Here is a 17,342-nt window from a genome sequence, read left to right on the forward strand (position 1 = left end):
GATCGCGGCGGTGGCCGTACCGGGCACCGCGGGCATCCTCATGCTCACCGGGCTCGGCGGACTCGTGGGATACCGGCAGGCCAGGGCCGGGCGGGCGCTCCGCACCGAGAGCATCGCGCGGTTCATGAACTAGCCATCGGCCCATCGAGAAGCCGGAGAGGGGGAGACATGCCAACGAGTCGCGCCGTCACGCGCGCTGTCAGCGCGGTGCTCGATCTGGCGCCGCGGCGCGGTGAGGTCTCGCTGTTCCGCCTGGTGCAGGCGGTCAGCGCCGAACGCGGACGCCCGATCGACATCAAGACCGCCGATCTGCCGCCCGGGGTGTGCGGACAGTGGCGCCAGTACGCGGACCACGACGAGTTCCTGATCCAGCAGGGGCTGCCCGCATGGGACCGCACCCTGGCCCACGAGCTCGGACACCTGGTGCTCGGACACGAGGGCATCCCGGTGGTGCAGGCGGCCCGGCAGAACACCGAGGTCGCCAGCTCCGAGCTGATCGGCTACATGCTCAACCAGCGCACCGGCTGTATGGGGCCCAGCGGGGAGGACGCCGAACAGGAGGCGGAGGACTTCGCGGCGCTGCTGATCTACCGCCTCGGCCGGTTGCCCTGCGACCGCTCCTCGATCGTGCAGATCCGTCTCGGAGAGGCGTTTGGTTGATCGTCTGGGGCATCGCCGGACTGCTCGGCTTGGCGACCGGATTGCGGATCGGGTGGGCCCTGGTCAACAAGCAGTCGCTGGTGAGCACCGCGATGATCCTGGCACTCGGCAACCTGGCGGCGGTGGCGGCGCTGAACTGGCAGCCGCTGACCCTGCTCGTCGACACGTCGTTGAAGTGGCCGAACGTCGCGATGGCCCTGAGCCAGGTGGCGCTGATCATGTGCGCGGCGGGCAGTTGCGTGATGATCACGACCGTCGCCTCGGCGCGCACCCCGTCGGCGACGCGCAGCATCGCGGTGGCGCAGTACGTCCTCGCGGCGGTCGTCGCGGTGCTCAGCGTGGCGGTGTTCCTGGCCGGCGGCCAGCAGCCGGAGATGTCACCCGAGGAGTACCTTCGCCGCAACCTCGGCGCGGACGGCACCACCTGGCTGCTGCCGCTGATCTACGTGCTGCTGGCGATGTCGCTGGTGATGTGGTCGGGCCTGCGCCATTCGAGCCGCAGCCGCCGGGGCCGGGCCCTGTTCGTGTTCACCCTGGGCATCGCGCTGATCCTGGTGGTGGCCGGGCTGTTCCTGCTCCGCACGTTCGGCCTCGTCGACTCGATCGGTGTGGGCACCGGGGCCACCCTGATCGGCTGCGCCATGGTCACGGTGGCCGTCGGCGCGCTGCTGCCCGGCATCGAGGACTGGTTCGGTGCGCGCCGCGAGTTGCGGCTCATCGACCCGCTGCTCACCGAACTGGGCCGCCGCCAACCCGACGTGGGCATCGGCGTACGGCCGCATGGACCGCTGGTCTTCCGCGTCGCCGAACGGATGTCGTTGATCTCCGATGCGCTGTTCCTGGAGGCGACGAGCGAACGCCGGCCGGTGGATGCCAGGCGCGCCGCCGCCGATGCCGCCGATCAGGACGGGGTTGGCGACGGGCTGGCGCCCGCCGTGACGCCCGACGAACAGGCCACGGCCATCGCCGCGTGGATCTTCGCGGGCCGTGAGGCCTCGGGGGACGCCCACCGCCGGTTCCCCGGAGTGGAGTGGCTGCGTCAGCCGGAGTCGTATTCCGACCGGGAGTGGATACTTGCCATCGCCCGGCAATACCGGGCACTGGAGCGCGCAGCGGCCGGTTCGGAAGCCTGAGGCAAACACCGTCCGCTTCGCCGCCCGCGCCGCCGCGGGAGCTCAGTCGTCGAGATGTTCCTTGCGTCGCAGTTCGTCGACCTTGGCGGCGAGGTCCTGCTGCGCCTCGGGCGACAACCCGACCGTCCGCGCGGCGATCCGGCGGACGCCTTCGTCACGCATGTTTGCCAGCCACGTGAGTTCCTTGTCGAGCTTCTCGTAGTACTCGTCGTCGGTGAAGTAGGCCGGCTTGATCCGGAAGAAGTTGGCGAGAGCGGCCATGGTGGCCTGCGAGGGGTTGGTGCGGTTGCCCGAACGCAACTGCGAGAGGTAGGGCGCTGACATCGTGATGCCCTCGGACTTGAGCGCGCCGATGACCTCGGCGGACGTGTGCGGTCCCCGGCCTGGCGGATAAACCGTGTCGAATAGTCGGTTCAGCCGTGCGGCGAACGTCTTGCTCATCGGATTGACCTCCACATGCGTGACGAGCGGGCTAAAAGGGCGGCGTCTTTGCTGACCATCGTAGCGAGAGTTATGCCCACATCAAAGTGCAAACCGCCCAAATGTTGGTGTCGGCTCGCCCACCTGGTCGTTGAAACCGCCTGGAACAGCAGATTCTTTAATTGTCGCCCTGGTTGAACCATGGCCGGAAGCAAATAATAACGGTTCCGTAGCATACCCTGTGCTAGACACCCCCTCAGGTGGCTCCCAGCAATCGTTGTGCCCATCGGCGCACGCATCGTCGCCCGGGCGTGACGATTTCACGGGTTTGCCGGCGTCGCGCCCGGCCGGCCCGGGGGCAGGCGCGAGCGCGTCGAACCGGCGGGCGAGCGGTGACCCGCTGCCGGCCGGACATAGCCAGTCGCAGCTCAGACGGGCTCAGAGGACGATTCGCGCGGTGCCGGCGAGGCGGCGCGGACCCTCCTGGCCCGCACGGTCCGCACAACGGCGACCAGCACGGCGACCGCCGCCACCCCACCGGTCGCGGCCAGCGCCACACCCCGCCAGCCGAGCGCGGCGTCGAACAGCATCCAGAGGCCGAACAGAAGGAAGAGCACGCTCGCCATCGCGTGCAGGAAGCCCTCGGGCAGCCGCTTGTGCAGCATTGCCCCGACGACGATGGCAACGCCGTCGGCGAGCACCATGCCGATGGTCGCGCCGATCCAGACACCGATGGCGTCGCGGTCGCTGGCCAGCGCCACCGTCGCCAGCATGGTCTTGTCACCGAGTTCGGCGAGGACGAACGACGAGACGATCGCGGGGACGACGAATCGCGGTTCGGCCACCCGCACCTCGTCGTCGTCGGCGGCGTTGCGGCCCTCGCGCCAGGTCCAGGCCGCGAACAACAGGAAGGCGATGGCCGCGGCGAACGCGATGGGCTTCTCGGGCAGCGTCACTCCGAGGAAGTGTCCGATCGCCACCGACAGCCCGTGTACCAGCACCGCGGCGATACCGACACCGGACAGCACCACCCACCAGCGGTGCCGCAGCGCGTAGGTCATCGTGATGATCTGCGATTTGTCGCCGAGTTCGGCCACGAAGACCACTGCGAGGCTGACCAGGACCGCACCGAGCATCAGGCATACCTTCCGACACGTCGCCGGGCGTCCGCGGGGACGTGCGGCGTCTGAGTCGAAGGTCTCGCCCACCGAGGGTGCGGTTCGCCGGCCGGGCCCGCAGGCCAGTATGTCGACACGACGATTCGGGGCTACTCCCCTTCGCTGACGCTTTGACCATAGCGGCGGGTTCTCCGGTGCGCCAGCGCCGCAGCCGATTTCGGACAGCCGTATTCTCCGGTTCGGAAAGCGGTGTTCGCCGGCTTCCGTGACCCGTCATGCGGCGAGCAGCATGGCCAGCACCGCGGTGTCGGGATGGCTGATGGGGTCGACGCCGACGCGGCTGACCATCGACGTGACGGTGCCGTCGGACTCGGCCTCCACCCAGGCCGCCCGGTGCTCGAGCCCGAGATGAGGCAGTCCGGGCAGCAGCACGCAACCCGATGCGGCCCCGCTGCATTCCGGCAGCGACGGGGTGGTCTCCGACGGCGGGTGCAGCATCAGCAGGGCGGGCGGTTGACGCTCGGCGAAGTAGCCGGGCGGCACGGCGGCGTCCCCGACGACGGTGCCCTCGGCGAGCACGAGCCCGACGGTGCCCGGCTCGGGTTCGTCGGGCAGCTCCTCGCGGACCCCGAAAATCGTTGTCGTGGAGAGCAATCCGGGCAGCGACGCGACACGGACGGTGACCGTCAGCAGCTGCGCCCACTCCTTGGTGGAGGCCGGCCAGCGCCCTGATACGACGAAGCCCTTGAGTGAACCGCCGGAATGGAAGGGGGCGATCTCGATCGCCCGACCGGACCCTGTCTCCATATCGCCCTCCGAGACATCGGTGTTCGTGGACCGACACGCCTGTGGGTCGTGTGAAACAGGATGCTGTAGTGATGCGCTGGCACGCAAGATGACACGAGTGCTAACGCGCGGCGACGCCCCCGCGAACACAGCAGGGGCGCCGCGCGACGATCGCGCGGCGCCCCTTCTGTCGAGTCTGGCGGGAGCGGTGTCAGCCGACGATGATGCCGCTGGCCGAACTGGTCGCCCTGGCGAACCGGTTCTGCACGTCCTCCCAGTTGACGACGTTCCAGAACGCCTTGACGTAGTCGGCCTTCACGTTCTTGTACTGCAGGTAGTAGGCGTGTTCCCACATGTCGACCTGCAGCAACGGGATGATGCCCAGCGGCACGTTGGCCTGCTGGTCGAACAGCTGGAAGGTCAGCAGGCGCTGGCCCAGCGTGTCGTATCCGAGGACCGCCCACCCGGAGCCCTGCAGGCCGTTGGCCGCGGCGGTGAACTGCGCACGGAAGTTGTCGAACGAGCCGAACGCGTCGTCGAGCGCGGCGGCCAGTTCACCGGTCGGCTTGTCGCCACCGTTCGGGGAGAGGTTCTTCCACCAGATCGTGTGGTTCACGTGGCCACCGAGATGGAACGCCAGGTTCTTCTCGTTGAGGAAGATCGCGGAGTGGTCTCCGGACTCCCGCGCCTCGGCCAGTTTCGACAGGGCGTCGTTGGCGCCCTTCACATACGTCGCGTGGTGTTTGCTGTGGTGAAGCTCGTTGATCTGCCCCGAGATGTGCGGTTCGAGGGCGCCGTAATCGTAATCAAGATCGGGCAAGGTGTATTCAGCCACAAGGTTCCTTCCTCAGCAGTGATTGATGGAGCTCGACATCCTCGACATCGATGTCAACCTTGCTCCATAGCAGCGCGCACCGCAAGGACGCGCGTGCACCAACACCAATACCCGACTACGAGGCGTTCAGAACAGAACGATCAGGGCGAGGATCGCGAGCAGGACCAGGGCGATGACACCGGCGCGCAGACATGCGATCAATTGGCTGCGGGTGTAGACGCTGGCCGACGTGTGCCACTCCGACGGCGGCATCGCCGAGCCGCCTCCCATCGGATGAGACGCCATCAGTGGCTCCTGACCTGCACGAACAACATATACCCCCAGTGAGATCAATCACACGCCGTGCGTGTGACGCCGATCATAGCCGGTTCGCCACCACGGGGGAAATCGGGTCGGCGGCCGGAGCGGTGCCGGGCGTTCGCCGACGTCAGGCCGGTCATCGCGCCGGTGGCGGCCTCGCGCTTCCCGGTTCGGATCGCGGTGCGGCGAAACCCCTCCGCCGGACCCGATCGTGCGGCCTCGCCACGATCGCCGCGAATCGCTTGGGCGTGTCGCGCGTGGGCTCTCGCGAGGCGGTGACACACTCGGCCTCCCGTCGCTCGCTGTGCCCGCCGGCGGTCTGGATTAGTGGCGCTAAGCATTTCGCTCGGCGGTTCCGTTACCCGCCCGTGACCTTTGCGCGTACTCCCGGTTTATCCACAGTTTCATTCAGCAAGCGCCCAGCGCGACGAGCGCTTATCCGTTGGGCTGCGGATGCGGCCTGTGGATGAACCTGTGGAAACTGTGGATAGATCCGCGATTGCTGTCTGCCGAGGGGTACGCCGTGTGGACGGCGGCGTGACAGCATGGGACGCATGGACGACGTCGAGGTGACACAGGCCGACGTGGCCGAACTCCCCACCGCGTTCGACGGAACAACGTTGCTGCTCGACGTGCGCGAAGACGACGAATGGCAGCAGGGACACGCCGCCGGCGCATTGCACATCCCGATGGGGGAGGTGCCGGCCCGCCTCGACGAGGTGGATCAGGACGCCACCGTCTACGTGATGTGCCACGCCGGCGGCCGCTCCCAGCGGGTGGCGCAGTACCTGGTCCGCAACGGGTACCGGGCCGTCAACGTCAGCGGCGGCATCCTGGCCTGGCACGCCGCCGGCCGCCCGATCATCGCCGACGGTGGCGGCACCCGGAACGCGTGACCAGCGCCGCTAGGCTGGTCGGATGATCCAGGTGTGTTCCCGCTGCGGAACGCGGTGGAACGTGCGCGACCGTGAGCGGCAGGTGTGTCCCCGGTGTCAGGGTTCGTTGATGGCGCCGGCCGCGCCACCCACCCCGGGCGCCGAATGGAGCGCGCGGCAGGCCCGCCCCGGTGGCGCCGGTGCCGCGCCGCGCCTGCCCGCCGGATATCGCTGGATCGCCGTACGCCCTGGTGCGCCGCCGCCGCCCCGCGCCCGCCGCCGGCCGCTCGGCCCGACGCCGCGCTATCCGACGATCCCGCGGTGGGGCCTCGTCGAGCACTTCGACGCCGTCGACCCGACCGCGACGGACTCCCGGACCGGCCCGTCGGGCTCCGCGGTGCGGACCACGCTGCTCATCACCATCGGCGTGCTCGCGGCCGCGGCCGCCGTGCACGGGCTGCGCTATCTGCTGCTGCTGATCAACCGCACCGTGCTGCTCAACCCGATCCTGGCCGGCGCGGCGACCTGGCTGGGCGTCGCGTTGAGCGTCGTGGCGGCGTTCCTGGTGGTCGGCAGCATCGTGCTGTTGACCAACTGGCTGATCGCGCGCCGCGGCGCGGCCTACGGGTACCGCGGACAGCCCGATCCGCGGGACGCACTGCGGCTGCGGCTGGGTTGCCTGGTGCCGTTCGTGAACCTGTTCTTCGCACCGGTGTTCGTCCTCGAACTGGCCGGGGTGGAGAACCGGACGTCGACGCTGCGCAAGCCGATCATCGTGTGGTGGATCCTGTGGGTGTTCAGCACCGTCGTCTCGGTGTTCTCGGTCGCCACCAGCTTCACCACGGACCCGCAGGGCATCGCCGACAACACCATGATCACCACGATCGCCTACCTGATGGCGTTGGCGACCCTGCTGCTCGCCCACCGGGTGGTGTCGGGATTCGAACAGGCACCGGTGTCCCGGCCCGTCCATCGCTGGGTGATGGTGCCCGACGACTCACCCGACACACGGCACGACGACCAATCGGCCCGTCCGGTTGAGTCCAGCGGTCAGAACCCGGCAGCATAGGGCTCATGAACCCGGATGACGGCGCGCTCGGCGGTCATCCGTTCGTCGTCGCGCACCGTGGAGCGTCGGCCGATCGGCCCGAACACACCCTGGCGGCCTACGAACTGGCCCTCAAGGAGGGTGCGGACGGGGTCGAATGCGATGTCCGGCTGACCCGCGACGGCCATCTGGTCTGTGTGCACGACCGTCGGGTGGACCGGACGTCCTCGGGCACCGGTGTGGTCAGCGAGATGACGCTGGCCGAGTTGCGGGAGTTGGACTTCGGGTCCTGGCACGCCAGTTCACGACCGGGCGCGGGCCCCGACACGACGGATGTCCTGACTCTCGAGCGGCTGGTCGAACTGGTGCTGGACTGGCACCGGCCGGTGAAGTTGTTCATCGAGACCAAACACCCGGTCCGCTACGGCGCCCTGGTGGAGAGCAAAGTGCTCGCGCTGCTGCACCGGTTCGGCATCGCGACACCGCCCTCGGCCGACCTCTCGCGGGCGGTCGTGATGTCGTTCTCCGCGGCGGCGGTGTGGCGGATCCGGCGCGCCGCGCCGATGCTCCCGACCGTGCTGCTCGGTGAGACGTCGCGCTATCTCGGGGGCAGTGCCGCGACGACCGTGGGTGCGACGGCGGTGGGGCCGTCGATCATGACGCTGCGCGACTACCCCGAACTCGTCGACCGGGCGGCAGCGCAGGGCAGGGCGCTGTACTGCTGGACCGTCGACCACTACGAGGACGTGCGCTACTGCCACGACCTCGGCGTGGCCTGGGTGGCGACCAACCACCCCGGCCGCACCAAGGACTGGCTGCAGAACGGGTTGACCGGCGCGGCGGGCACCGATCGTTAGAGCGCGCCGCCCGCCGCCCGCGGCGCCGCCGAATCGGCACCCGCACCGGGCAGATCGCGGGCCACGAAGTCCTCGAGATGGAACAGGTTGGCGCCCGCGCGCTCGGCGATGCGGACCAGCGTCGTCATCTGCGCGACCTCCTCGACCTGCTCCTTGAGGAACCACTGCATGAACTGCTCACCGAGGTAGTCGCCCTCCTCGCGGGCCACACTGGCCAGCCGGGTGATCTGCTCGGTGACCGCGCGCTCGAGGTCCAGGGCCAGCGCGAGCGCGTCACGCGGGGACTCGAAGCGATTGCACACCTCGTCGACGCCGGGGATCTCGATCTCGACGTCACGGTCGAGCAGATACTGCACCAGCATCATGGCGTGATTGCGCTCTTCGACGGACTGGCCGTAGAAGTGCTTGGCGAGCTGAGGCAGATCGGCGCCGTCGAAGTACACCGCGATCGCGATGTATTGCTGAGCGGCGGTGAACTCGCTGCGGATCTGCTCGTGGAGAAGTCCGTGGAACTTGGTGTCGAGGGCGCCGAAGGTCGTCATGGCCGCCACGATATAGCAGGTCAGACCGCATTGTCAGCGAAGGTGGACCTTACTGAGGGGAGGGTTCCCTAACGTCGGGCGCCGATTCTGTGACGGTGACAACAGATCAGACCGAGTTTGCTGAGGTGGGAAGCGCCTCAGCCGGCCGGTGTGGTGTCGAGCACGTCGGCGGGGATCGGCGTGTCGGTGGCCAACGCGTCGAAGAGGCGTCCGGCGGCATCGCTGTCCCACACCACGACGGCGCCGGAGCCACCGTCGGTGAACTCGCCGATGGGCACGGTCGTGGTGGTCAGGTCGCCGCGCATCGCCCAGCCGAGACGGGCGAGGTCCCACACGTGCGCACCGGTGTCGACGGTCAGCGCGCCGCCGGCCGCATGTGCCATCGGGTACCAGCGCAGCGGGTTGAGCAGCACCGCCGGGCTGGCCGTGCGGTGCAGCAGCGCGGACATGAACTCCCGCTGGTGGGTCATGCGGTCGAGATCGGCGCGCGGGGTGGCGCGGGTGCGTACGAAACCGAGCGCATTGCGCCCGTCGAGTTCCTGGCATCCGGCGGGCAGGTCGATGCCGGCCAGCGGATCGCTGATCGGCTCGGCCGGGCACATGGTCACCCCGCCGACGGCATCGACGAGTGAGGCGAACCCGTCGAACCCGACCTCGGCGTAGTGGTCGAGCCGCAGGCCGGTGGCCTGTTCGACGGTCTGGGCGAGCAGCGGCGCCCCGCCCAGCGCGAACGCGGCGTTGATCTTGTCCTCGCCGTGGCCCGGGATCGGCACGTAGGAGTCCCGCGGTATCGACACCATGGTCGCAGGGGCGCTCGAGGTCAGGCCCGGCAGATGGACCAGCATGATCGTGTCGGTGCGGCCGTTGCCGACGTCACCGCCGGTGGCCAGCTGCGCCTGCTGTTCGGCGTCGAGGCCGGCGCGGCTGTCGGACCCGACGAGCAGCCAGGTGGTGCCTCGGCCGGCGGCGGGCCGGTCCGGGTAGGCGGCCAGCGCGGGAATGCGCTGCAGTGACCTGTCGACCCAGACGGTCAGGCCGACCAGCGACACCACCATGACGAGCAGGACCGTCAGGACGATCCGGCCCCAGTGCCGTTTCCGGCGTGGCCGGGGGCGCGGCGGATCACCTGCGACGGCTCCCGGGGGGCGTTCGGCCCCCGCGCAGCGCCGCGCGGGTCACGCCCGCCGCGCTCCGGCCGATTGGGGTTCACAGCGAGAAATGTACGTGCACATCCCGCCGGATCACTGCAGCCAGCCGAGCTGACCGGCCAGCAGCGAGTATCCGACGAACGCCACCGCGTCGATCAGGGCGTGCGCGATGATCAGCGGCCACAGCCGTCCGGTGCGGTACCAGAGGTATCCGAACACCAGCCCCATGGCGATGTTGCCCAGGCCGGCGCCGAAGCCCTGGTACAGGTGATACGCGCCGCGCAACAGGCCGGCCGCGACGATCGCGACCATCGGGTTGACCCGCAGCTGCCGCAACCGGGTCAGCAGGAACGCGACGACGATGATCTCCTCGGCCCAACCGTTGGCGAACGCCATCGCCAGCAGCACCGGGATGCGCCACCAGGTGTCGTAGAGCTCGGCGGGTTCGACCGAGACGTTGATCCCCAGGACGCGGGCGAGCTGGTACAGCGCCAGCCCGGGTAGCCCGATCAGCGCGGCCAGCCCGAGCCCGCCGAGCAGATCCGGGCGCGCCTGCGGGCGGGCGAGGCCGATGTCGGCGAGCCCGAATCCGCTGCGCCACAACAGGTATACCCCGAGCGCGCCCCAGGCCAGGAGCTGGAAGACGCCGGCCAGGTTCAGTCCGAGGTCGATGAAGTCGTAGGTGGACCGGCGTGGGTTGAGCGCCACCACCTGACCGGACAGTCCCAGCAGGACCGCCTCGAGCAGGCGCAGCAGCGCGGTGTACGCGCTGAGGCCGAATGTGACGGCGAGGACGATGACGATCTCGATGCGGAGCGCACGGCGTTGTCCGTGGTCCAGCGGGTCGGGCAACTCGGACGGCCGGCTCACCGCCCATACGCTAGCCGCCGGGGCGCTCGAGGCGTCGGGCCTGCAGTCCGTTGAGGAACGGGCAGCCCATGAGCACCCGGATGGCCTGGCTCAGACCGGTCACGTCGTCGACGGGTTTGGCGAACGGCAGGCGCACGTCGTGGTCGCCGGCGGAGTCCTCCACCCGCAGCTGGACGCCGTAGCGGTCCAGGCCGAGCGGGCGCACCCGGCCGCGTCGCATCGCGGCGGGCAGCCGGCTGGCCAGGCGGTCGACGACGTCCTGGTGCGCCGACTCCATGTGCTGCAGCCAGCAGGACTCCATCGCGCAGAAGGGGTCCGGGCGGGCAGACAGCAGCGCGCCGAGGCCGACGGATTCCGCGCCGGTCGCGTCGGCGACCACCACCGACTCGATCTCCAGCCGCATCAACGCGTAGCGCGAGTGGTCACCCGAATTAACCTGCAGCAGAGCGGGATTGGGGTCGGCACTGGCAACCAGGTCGAGCAGGGCGGCCACGTCGCCGCTCGGCACGGCGTGCACCCGTCCGCGGATCCAGACCAGTGATCGCACCGGTTCGCGCAGCGGCAGCGGCGCGTAGTCGGTCATCTCGAGCACCGCCTGCACGCCCGCGGCGCCGGCCGACTCCACCATCGCCGAGAGTGGAACCTCGACGGGGACCGTGATCGCGAAGGATCCGTCGTCGAGGAGGTGGTGCACCGGTGTGCTGACCGGGTCGACGCCTTCCACCGCGAGCATGGCACCGCCGCCGCGGGCGCATGCGCTGCGGATTCGCTCGGCCGTGGACGGTTGGGCCGGTGCCGCCGTCGATGCGGTCGTCGGTGGGGTCTTCGCCATCGCGCTGCCTTCCGGTTGGTGAGGTAAGCCTTACTTAACTACGGAGCCCCGGGACGCGCAAGGCTTTGCCCGGGGGAATCCCCGACAGCGGATAGTGTTGGGGCGTGCCGCGCATCGCCTATCTCGGCCCCGAGGGGACGTTCACCGAGTCGGCGTTGTTGCAGATGACCTCCGGCGCGATGGTGCCCGGCGACGGTCCGGTCACGCCCGTGCCGACCGACAGCACGCCCGCCGGACTCGCGGCCGTGCGGTCCGGCGATGCCGACTACGCGTGCGTCCCGATCGAGAACTCCATCGAGGGCTCGGTGCTACCGACGCTCGACAGCCTCACGGTGGGCGCGCCGTTGCAGATCTTCGCCGAACTCACCCTCGCCGTGTCGTTCAGCATCGTGGTGCGCCCCGATCACGACGGCGACGTCGCGACCGTCGCCGCCTTCCCGGTGGCCGCCGCACAGGTGCGGCGCTGGCTGTCCGAGCACCTGCCGTCCGCGCGACTGGTCCCCACCCACTCCAACGCCGCCGCGGCCGCCGACGTGGCCGGCGGACGCGCCGACGCCGGGGTCAGCACGGCACTGGCGGCCGACCGCTACGGCCTGCGCAGCCTCGCCTCGGGTGTCGTCGACGAACCGAACGCCCGCACCCGCTTCGTCCTCGTGGGACGGCCCGCGCCGCCGCCCGCCCGCACCGGCGCCGACCGCACCTCGGTCGCGCTGCGCCTGCCGAACACCCCCGGTGCGCTGGTCGCGGCGATGACCGAACTGTCGATCCGCGACATCGACCTGACCCGCATCGAGTCGCGGCCCACCCGTACCGAACTCGGCACCTACGTGTTCTTCCTCGACTGGGTCGGCCACCTCGAAGACGATGCGGTCGCCGAGGCACTCAAAGCGCTCCACCGTCGTTGTGCAGATGTGAGATACCTGGGTTCCTGGCCGACCGGAACGGCCGCCGGCGCACCACCGCCGGACAGCGACGAGGCGACACGCTGGCTGACACGACTGCGCGAAGGGCTGCCGACACCGCCGGAGGACGGCCGGTGAGCGGCAGGCTGGTACTGGTCCGGCACGGACAGTCGCACGCCAACGTCGAACGGCGGCTCGACACCCGCCCGCCCGGTGAGTCGCTGACCGACCTCGGCCGCGAACAGGCCCGCACCTTCGCGGGCGGGCTGGTGCGGCCGCCGGGTCTGCTCGCGCACTCACTCGCGCGCCGCGCGGCCGAGACCGCCGCCGAGATCGCCGCCGCCGCGACAGTCGACCCGCTCGAGTTCGACGGTTTGCACGAGGTGCAGGTCGGTGAGCTCGAGAACCGCTCCGACGACGAGGCCATCACCGAGTTCGAGTCCATCTACGAACGCTGGCAGCGGGGGCACCTGCACGTGCCGATGCCCGGCGGCGAGACCGCCGACGAGGTGCTCGACCGCTACGTGCCGGTGCTGACGCAGCTGCGCATGCGTTACCTCGACGACGACGCCTGGCACGACGACATCGTGGTGGTCAGCCACGGTGCCGCGATCCGGCTGGTGTCGGCGGTCCTGGCTGGCGTCGACGGCACCTTCGCCCTCGACCACCACCTCGCCAACACCGAGTCGGTGGTGCTCACACCCGTCACCGACGGGCGCTGGAGTTGCGTGCAGTGGGGCACCCGGACACCGCCGTTCTACCCCGAACCCGACGCCGACCCGGTGCGCGATGCGCTGGAGTCGAGCGATCCGATGGGCTGAGTGCCCGGTCAGATCACGGCACGCGCGGTCGCCGATTCGCCGCAGTGGCAACCCACCGCCTCGCAGTCGATGCTGAACGTGTGCACGACCTCCGGGGTGGTGCAGCCGTCCTCGGTGCATTCGATGCGGTAGCGGGCGTGGTGGATGACAGTGCCGTGGCAGTGTTCGAGCCCGGCCCGACACTCCCGGCACTGGATGCTCATGGACTCGTTCATAGCACTGCCCGCGGACAGATGGGGAGTGCCGCGCTCACGCCCAGCCCAGTTCGTGCAACCGGTCGTCGTCGATGCCGAAATGGTGCGCGATCTCGTGGATCACGGTGATCGCCACCTCCTCGACCACGTCCTCGTCGGTGTCGCAGATGTCGAGCAGCGCGTCGCGGTAGATCGTGATGGCGTCGGGCAGCGCGCCGGCGTAGGTGGTGTCGCGTTCGGTGAGCGCGATGCCCTCGTAGAGCCCGAGCAGTTCGGGTTCGTCGGGGTGGCGGTCCTCGACGAGCACCACGACGTTGTCGATTGCGGCGGCCAGCCCGGGCGGGATGAGGTCGAGCGCATCGGAGACCAGTTCGTCGAACCGCTGCGCGCTCATCCGTACGGCCACGCGGTTACGGTCCCGGCGGCGGGGGCGGCGGAACCGCCTCGGGAGCAGGCGGCGCCTCGCTGGCCGGCGCCGACGTCTGCTGCGGGCCGTGCTGCGTCTGGGTGCTCTCGGTCTCGGTCTGCTCGGACTGGCTGTAGTCCGGCTCGCTCTGCTGCGACGGCGTGTCGACGGCGTCGGGGATCGGCGGCAGGTTCAACCGTTCCTCGGGGATGTCCGGCGGCGGCACCGGAGGCTGGCCGTTGATCTGCAGCGGACCCTTGGCGCTGTTGAGCAGCGTCGACCACCCGCCGTTGCCGAGCGTCGCGCCGATGCTGCACGACACCCGGTGGCTGCCCGCGGTCCAGCTCGGCAGCGAGATCGTGCTGTAGATCAGGGTCAGCGTGGTGTTGCGGAGTTCGATCGGCGCCAGGTAGGCATCGGTCATCCGGGTGCACGCATCCTTGATGAACGTGTCCTGCTCGGGTTCCGGCGGCAGGCCGCCGGGGAACTTCTCCTTGAGGTTGACCGCTCCCGTGACCTCCATGGCGTGCGGGGCCGCGCAGTCGACCGGGATGTCGGTGGGCTGATTGGTGGCCGGGTCGATGCCCAGGCAGGTGCCGGCGGGCCAGACCTTCGACTGGTCCACCTCGGCGACCTTGCCGGTGAACGCCAGCTGCTGGTTGTTCGGGCCCGGCAACTGCAGACCGCACAGCATGCGGCGCTCGCCGGCCTGGCGCCACGCCTTGTCGCCGGACCACATCATGCTGATGGTGAAGCGGCTGTTCGGGTCGAAGCGCGGGCCGAGGTAACGGCGCACCGCGGCCTGGCACTGCTCCTGGCTGATCTGCTGGATGCGGGCCGGCGACGGCGGTTCGGCGTCCGGGCCGTACTCACTGCCCGGGAAGGTCCGCATGTCGACCGATTCGGCGACCTCGAAGCGGTGCTCGTCCTTGCAGTCGACGATCTGCGCCCCGTCGGGATTGCGTTCGGGCCAGTTCAGGCAGTCCCCGCTCTTGGCGTGGTTGAACGTGTCGTTGCCGCGCGGGCCCAGCGTGATGGCGCTGGCGCTCAGACCGGGGCCGTTCGTGCCCTCGTTGCGCGGCAGGGCGGTGACGAATCCTGCGATGAGCAACCCGCCGAGCGCGGTCAACAGCAGCGCGCGCCGGGTCGACGTGGCCTGCAGGCTGTGCCACCACGGCGCCTTGTCGCGTGCGTCGCCCTCGGGGCGGTCGCGTTCTGGTGCCTCCAACATCCGCTCCATTGTGACAGGCGTGTCAGGTGCTGTGACAAGTGATGCGGTTGTAACGTTATGTGGTTGTGCCGGCCGGACCCCGCGGCGCGTAGATTCGGGCCGGTGCGGTCTTCAAGGCCGAGGCGACGTGGTGCGCGCACTGCTCGACGCGGGGGCCGATCCGCGGCGGGCACGCCGAACGCCGTCGAGGCCGCCCGGGTCTCCGGCCGGACCGGATACCTCGAGATGTTTGGAGCGGCCCGGCAAAAGTAGGGTTGCGGCCGTGATCGACCTCAAGTTCCTGCGCGAGAACCCCGATGCCGTGCGCGCCTCCCAACGGGCACGAGGTGAGGATCCCGCGCTCGTCGACGCCCTGCTCGACGCCGACGCGGCCCGCCGCGCCGCGGTGTCGGCCGCCGACAACCTGCGCGCCGACCAGAAGGCGGCCAGCAAGCGGGTCGGCAAGGCCTCCCCGGACGAGCGGCCCGCGCTGCTGGCGCACGCCAAGGAACTCGCCGAGCAGGTCAAGGCCGCCGAGGCCACACAGGCCGACGCCGACCGCACCTTCACCGCCGCGCACATGGCGATCTCGAACGTCGTCGTCGACGGGGTCCCCGCCGGCGGTGAGGACTGCTTCACGGTGCTCGACGTCGTCGGGGAACCGTCGGCGATCGACGATCCGAAGGACCACCTCGAACTCGGCGAGGCGCTCGGTCTGATCGACATGGAACGCGGCGCCAAGGTGGCCGGATCGCGGTTCTACTTCCTCACCGGCCGCGGCGCCCTGCTGCAACTGGGGCTCATGCAGCTGGCGGTGCGGTTGGCCACCGACAACGGGTTCACCCTCGTCATCCCGCCGGTGCTGGTGCGGCCCGAGGTGATGGCGGGCACCGGTTTCCTCGGCGCCCACGCCGACGAGGTGTACCACCTCGAGTCCGACGACATGTACCTCGTGGGGACCTCGGAGGTGCCCCTCGCGGGTTACCACGCCGACGAGATCATCGACCTGTCCGCGGGCCCGCGCCGCTACGCCGGATGGTCGTCGTGCTTCCGCAGGGAGGCCGGCAGCTACGGCAAGGACACCAGGGGCATCATCCGGGTGCACCAGTTCGACAAGGTCGAGGGCTTCGTCTACTGCCGGCCCGAGGACGCCGAGGAAGAACACCGGCGCCTGCTCGGCTGGCAACGCGAGATGCTGGCCCACATCGAGGTGCCGTACCGCGTGATCGACGTCGCCGCAGGCGATCTCGGATCGTCGGCCGCACGCAAGTACGACTGCGAGGCATGGGTGCCCACCCAGCAGACCTACCGCGAGCTGACCTCGACGTCGAACTGCACGACCTTCCAGGCCAGGCGGCTGTCCACCCGCTACCGCGACGAGAACGGCAAACCGCAGATCGCCGCCACCCTCAACGGCACGCTGGCCACCACCCGCTGGCTCGTCGCGATCCTGGAGAACCATCAACAGCCCGACGGCAGCGTCCGGGTGCCCGCGGCCCTGGTGCCGTTCGTCGGAACGGAGGTGCTCGAACCGTGATCGATCTACGACTCGACGATCTGCGCTCGTGGTTCGGATTCGGGGTGGCGGGCAATTTCGCCGGGCACCTCGAACAGGCCGGTGAGTCAGCCGATTTCGTCAACGTCACCTCCGAGGGGCAGGCTCCCAAGGGCATCTTCCCGTGGTACGGCCCCGGCCTCGACGGGTTCCTCGGTCAGTTCCCGCTCTCCCACGACCGCATCGTGCTGCCCGACAGTGACGAGCCGCTGAACCTGCAGATCGAACCCGAGGTCGGGTTGGCATGCCGGGTGGTGTGGCAGGGCGACACCGTCGCCCGGCTCGACCCGTTCGCCCTCGGCGCGTTCAACGACTGCTCGATCCGCAGACCCGGCGCCGCCAAGATCAGCGACAAGAAGAACTGGGGGGCGTCGTCGAAGGGGGTGGCCCCGCAGTTCTTCGACATCGGCGACCTCACCCCGGACGGGCCCACCGCCACGCTGCGGCTGGAGTCTTACCTGCGGGACCGCGACGGCCACGAACACGCCTACGGCGTCGACAGCCCGCTGCTGGGCTACTCCTACTACGGCGAGGTCCTGCTGGACTGGGTGGTGGAACGGCTGGCGAACCAGAAGGGTTCTGCCGACACCCCGTTGGAGGACGTGGGGGCACTGATGGCTGCGGCGGGCCACCCCGAGCACGTGCTGATCGGGATCGGCGCGACCCGCTACACCGAACTGGGGGAGTCGACGTTCCTGCAACCCGGCGACGAGGCCGTCGTCCGGGTCTACGACACCGAATCCGGCGAGACGTCGGAACTGCGGCAGACCGTCGTCACGCGGTAGCCGCGCGGCCGTTTCACCGCATCCCGGCCGGGTATGGGCAGGGTC

At 69.7% G+C, this 17,342-nt stretch carries 21 protein-coding genes; 9 read left to right on the forward strand and 12 right to left on the reverse strand.

Features of this window, described 5'->3' with window-relative positions; all coding sequences use genetic code 11:
• Nucleotides 1-168: 168 nt before the first annotated feature.
• Nucleotides 169-660: an ImmA/IrrE family metallo-endopeptidase gene (locus AU195_RS07475; RefSeq protein ID WP_059158441.1), complete on the forward strand. Its 492-nt coding sequence runs from the start codon at nt 169-171 to the stop codon at nt 658-660.
• A complete protein-coding gene (locus AU195_RS07480; protein ID WP_059158442.1) occupies nt 657-1,793 on the forward strand; it encodes a hypothetical protein in 1,137 nt (378 codons plus the stop codon). Before AU195_RS07475 ends, AU195_RS07480 begins: the two co-directional genes overlap by 4 nt.
• Before the next feature lie 42 nt (nt 1,794-1,835).
• Here the strand turns inward: AU195_RS07480 and AU195_RS07485 are convergent, their stop codons facing one another.
• From AU195_RS07485 to AU195_RS25915, 5 genes are all read right to left on the reverse strand, one after another.
• Entirely contained in the window at nt 1,836-2,234 is a 399-nt protein-coding gene (locus AU195_RS07485; protein ID WP_059158762.1) for a secretion protein EspR, read from the reverse strand.
• A 407-nt stretch (nt 2,235-2,641) separates the two neighbouring features.
• A complete protein-coding gene (locus AU195_RS07490; RefSeq protein WP_059158443.1) occupies nt 2,642-3,349 on the reverse strand; it encodes a TMEM165/GDT1 family protein in 708 nt (235 codons plus the stop codon).
• 255 nt (nt 3,350-3,604) lie between these two features.
• On the reverse strand, nt 3,605-4,138 hold the full coding sequence (locus AU195_RS07495) for a hypothetical protein (protein ID WP_059096355.1): 534 nt from the start codon (nt 4,136-4,138) through the stop codon (nt 3,605-3,607).
• Between the two features lie 190 nt (nt 4,139-4,328).
• On the reverse strand, nt 4,329-4,952 hold the full coding sequence (locus AU195_RS07500) for a superoxide dismutase (protein WP_059158444.1): 624 nt from the start codon (nt 4,950-4,952) through the stop codon (nt 4,329-4,331).
• A 126-nt stretch (nt 4,953-5,078) separates the two neighbouring features.
• On the reverse strand, nt 5,079-5,237 hold the full coding sequence (locus tag AU195_RS25915; RefSeq protein ID WP_172800499.1) for a hypothetical protein: 159 nt from the start codon (nt 5,235-5,237) through the stop codon (nt 5,079-5,081).
• A gap of 560 nt (nt 5,238-5,797) precedes the next feature.
• Between AU195_RS25915 and AU195_RS07505 the strand changes: the two genes are divergently transcribed.
• The 3 genes from AU195_RS07505 to AU195_RS07515 are packed head-to-tail and all read left to right on the forward strand — an operon-like array spanning nt 5,798 to nt 8,032.
• Nucleotides 5,798-6,148, forward strand: a complete 351-nt coding sequence (locus AU195_RS07505) for a rhodanese-like domain-containing protein (protein WP_059158445.1) — start codon at nt 5,798-5,800, stop codon at nt 6,146-6,148.
• A 22-nt stretch (nt 6,149-6,170) separates the two neighbouring features.
• Complete coding sequence (locus AU195_RS07510) at nt 6,171-7,196, forward strand: DUF4328 domain-containing protein (RefSeq protein WP_059158446.1); 1,026 nt, start codon at nt 6,171-6,173, stop codon at nt 7,194-7,196.
• 5 nt (nt 7,197-7,201) lie between these two features.
• On the forward strand, nt 7,202-8,032 hold the full coding sequence (locus tag AU195_RS07515) for a glycerophosphodiester phosphodiesterase (RefSeq protein WP_059158447.1): 831 nt from the start codon (nt 7,202-7,204) through the stop codon (nt 8,030-8,032).
• Here AU195_RS07515 and AU195_RS07520 read toward each other — a convergent pair.
• The 4 genes from AU195_RS07520 to AU195_RS07535 all read right to left on the reverse strand — a co-directional run bounded on the left by AU195_RS07520 (nt 8,029) and on the right by AU195_RS07535 (nt 11,424).
• Nucleotides 8,029-8,574: a ferritin gene (locus tag AU195_RS07520; protein WP_059158448.1), complete on the reverse strand. Its 546-nt coding sequence runs from the start codon at nt 8,572-8,574 to the stop codon at nt 8,029-8,031. The two genes, AU195_RS07515 and AU195_RS07520, sit on opposite strands and share 4 nt — an antisense overlap.
• A gap of 137 nt (nt 8,575-8,711) precedes the next feature.
• Entirely contained in the window at nt 8,712-9,629 is a 918-nt protein-coding gene (locus AU195_RS07525; RefSeq protein ID WP_502687320.1) for an LCP family protein, read from the reverse strand.
• Nucleotides 9,630-9,815: 186 nt separating this feature from the next.
• Nucleotides 9,816-10,592 (reverse strand): CPBP family intramembrane glutamic endopeptidase, encoded by a 777-nt coding sequence (locus AU195_RS07530; RefSeq protein ID WP_059158450.1) that lies wholly within the window; start codon nt 10,590-10,592, stop codon nt 9,816-9,818.
• Nucleotides 10,593-10,602: 10 nt separating this feature from the next.
• Nucleotides 10,603-11,424, reverse strand: a complete 822-nt coding sequence (locus tag AU195_RS07535) for a DUF2470 domain-containing protein (protein WP_059158451.1) — start codon at nt 11,422-11,424, stop codon at nt 10,603-10,605.
• 104 nt (nt 11,425-11,528) lie between these two features.
• Between AU195_RS07535 and pheA the strand changes: the two genes are divergently transcribed.
• Both pheA and AU195_RS07545 read left to right on the forward strand, forming a co-directional pair.
• A complete protein-coding gene (pheA, locus tag AU195_RS07540) occupies nt 11,529-12,464 on the forward strand; it encodes a prephenate dehydratase (RefSeq protein WP_059158452.1) in 936 nt (311 codons plus the stop codon).
• Entirely contained in the window at nt 12,461-13,147 is a 687-nt protein-coding gene (locus AU195_RS07545) for a histidine phosphatase family protein (protein WP_059158453.1), read from the forward strand. Before pheA ends, AU195_RS07545 begins: the two co-directional genes overlap by 4 nt.
• An 8-nt stretch (nt 13,148-13,155) precedes the next feature.
• On the opposite strand, the gene AU195_RS07550 is transcribed toward AU195_RS07545, so the two are convergent.
• The 3 genes from AU195_RS07550 to AU195_RS07560 are packed head-to-tail and all read right to left on the reverse strand — an operon-like array spanning nt 13,156 to nt 14,987.
• Nucleotides 13,156-13,350 carry a hypothetical protein gene (locus AU195_RS07550; protein WP_157531060.1) on the reverse strand — a complete coding sequence of 65 codons (195 nt, stop codon included), beginning with the start codon at nt 13,348-13,350 and terminating at the stop codon, nt 13,156-13,158.
• 46 nt (nt 13,351-13,396) lie between these two features.
• Nucleotides 13,397-13,747, reverse strand: coding sequence for a metallopeptidase family protein (locus AU195_RS07555; RefSeq protein WP_059158455.1), 351 nt, complete (start codon nt 13,745-13,747; stop codon nt 13,397-13,399).
• 4 nt (nt 13,748-13,751) lie between these two features.
• Nucleotides 13,752-14,987, reverse strand: a complete 1,236-nt coding sequence (locus AU195_RS07560) for a septum formation family protein (RefSeq protein ID WP_082702989.1) — start codon at nt 14,985-14,987, stop codon at nt 13,752-13,754.
• Nucleotides 14,988-15,240: 253 nt separating this feature from the next.
• Between AU195_RS07560 and serS the strand changes: the two genes are divergently transcribed.
• Nucleotides 15,241-16,494 carry a serine--tRNA ligase gene (serS, locus tag AU195_RS07565; protein WP_059158456.1) on the forward strand — a complete coding sequence of 418 codons (1,254 nt, stop codon included), beginning with the start codon at nt 15,241-15,243 and terminating at the stop codon, nt 16,492-16,494.
• Nucleotides 16,494-17,297, forward strand: coding sequence for a DUF5718 family protein (locus tag AU195_RS07570; RefSeq protein WP_059158763.1), 804 nt, complete (start codon nt 16,494-16,496; stop codon nt 17,295-17,297). The genes serS and AU195_RS07570 overlap by 1 nt, the downstream gene beginning before the upstream one ends.
• Nucleotides 17,298-17,342 lie beyond the last annotated feature (45 nt).

Source organism: Mycobacterium sp. IS-1496 (assembly GCF_001499995.1).
Lineage (GTDB): Bacteria > Actinomycetota > Actinomycetes > Mycobacteriales > Mycobacteriaceae > Mycobacterium.

What these genes read in the sequence shown, in the direction of transcription:
- AU195_RS07495 (WP_059096355.1), bottom strand. Translation starts at nt 4,138, where the DNA reads ATGGAGACAGGGTCCGGTCGGGCGATCGAGATCGCCCCCTTCCATTCC.
- AU195_RS07550 (WP_157531060.1), bottom strand. Translation starts at nt 13,350, where the DNA reads ATGAGCATCCAGTGCCGGGAGTGTCGGGCCGGGCTCGAACACTGCCAC.
- AU195_RS07520 (WP_059158448.1), bottom strand. Translation starts at nt 8,574, where the DNA reads ATGACGACCTTCGGCGCCCTCGACACCAAGTTCCACGGACTTCTCCAC.
- AU195_RS07505 (WP_059158445.1), top strand. Translation starts at nt 5,798, where the DNA reads ATGGGACGCATGGACGACGTCGAGGTGACACAGGCCGACGTGGCCGAA.
- AU195_RS07510 (WP_059158446.1), top strand. Translation starts at nt 6,171, where the DNA reads ATGATCCAGGTGTGTTCCCGCTGCGGAACGCGGTGGAACGTGCGCGAC.
- AU195_RS25915 (WP_172800499.1), bottom strand. Translation starts at nt 5,237, where the DNA reads ATGGCGTCTCATCCGATGGGAGGCGGCTCGGCGATGCCGCCGTCGGAG.
- AU195_RS07475 (WP_059158441.1), top strand. Translation starts at nt 169, where the DNA reads ATGCCAACGAGTCGCGCCGTCACGCGCGCTGTCAGCGCGGTGCTCGAT.
- AU195_RS07515 (WP_059158447.1), top strand. Translation starts at nt 7,202, where the DNA reads ATGAACCCGGATGACGGCGCGCTCGGCGGTCATCCGTTCGTCGTCGCG.
- AU195_RS07525 (WP_502687320.1), bottom strand. Translation starts at nt 9,629, where the DNA reads ATGGTGGTGTCGCTGGTCGGCCTGACCGTCTGGGTCGACAGGTCACTG.
- AU195_RS07535 (WP_059158451.1), bottom strand. Translation starts at nt 11,424, where the DNA reads ATGGCGAAGACCCCACCGACGACCGCATCGACGGCGGCACCGGCCCAA.
- AU195_RS07485 (WP_059158762.1), bottom strand. Translation starts at nt 2,234, where the DNA reads ATGAGCAAGACGTTCGCCGCACGGCTGAACCGACTATTCGACACGGTT.
- AU195_RS07560 (WP_082702989.1), bottom strand. Translation starts at nt 14,987, where the DNA reads ATGGAGCGGATGTTGGAGGCACCAGAACGCGACCGCCCCGAGGGCGAC.
- AU195_RS07490 (WP_059158443.1), bottom strand. Translation starts at nt 3,349, where the DNA reads ATGCTCGGTGCGGTCCTGGTCAGCCTCGCAGTGGTCTTCGTGGCCGAA.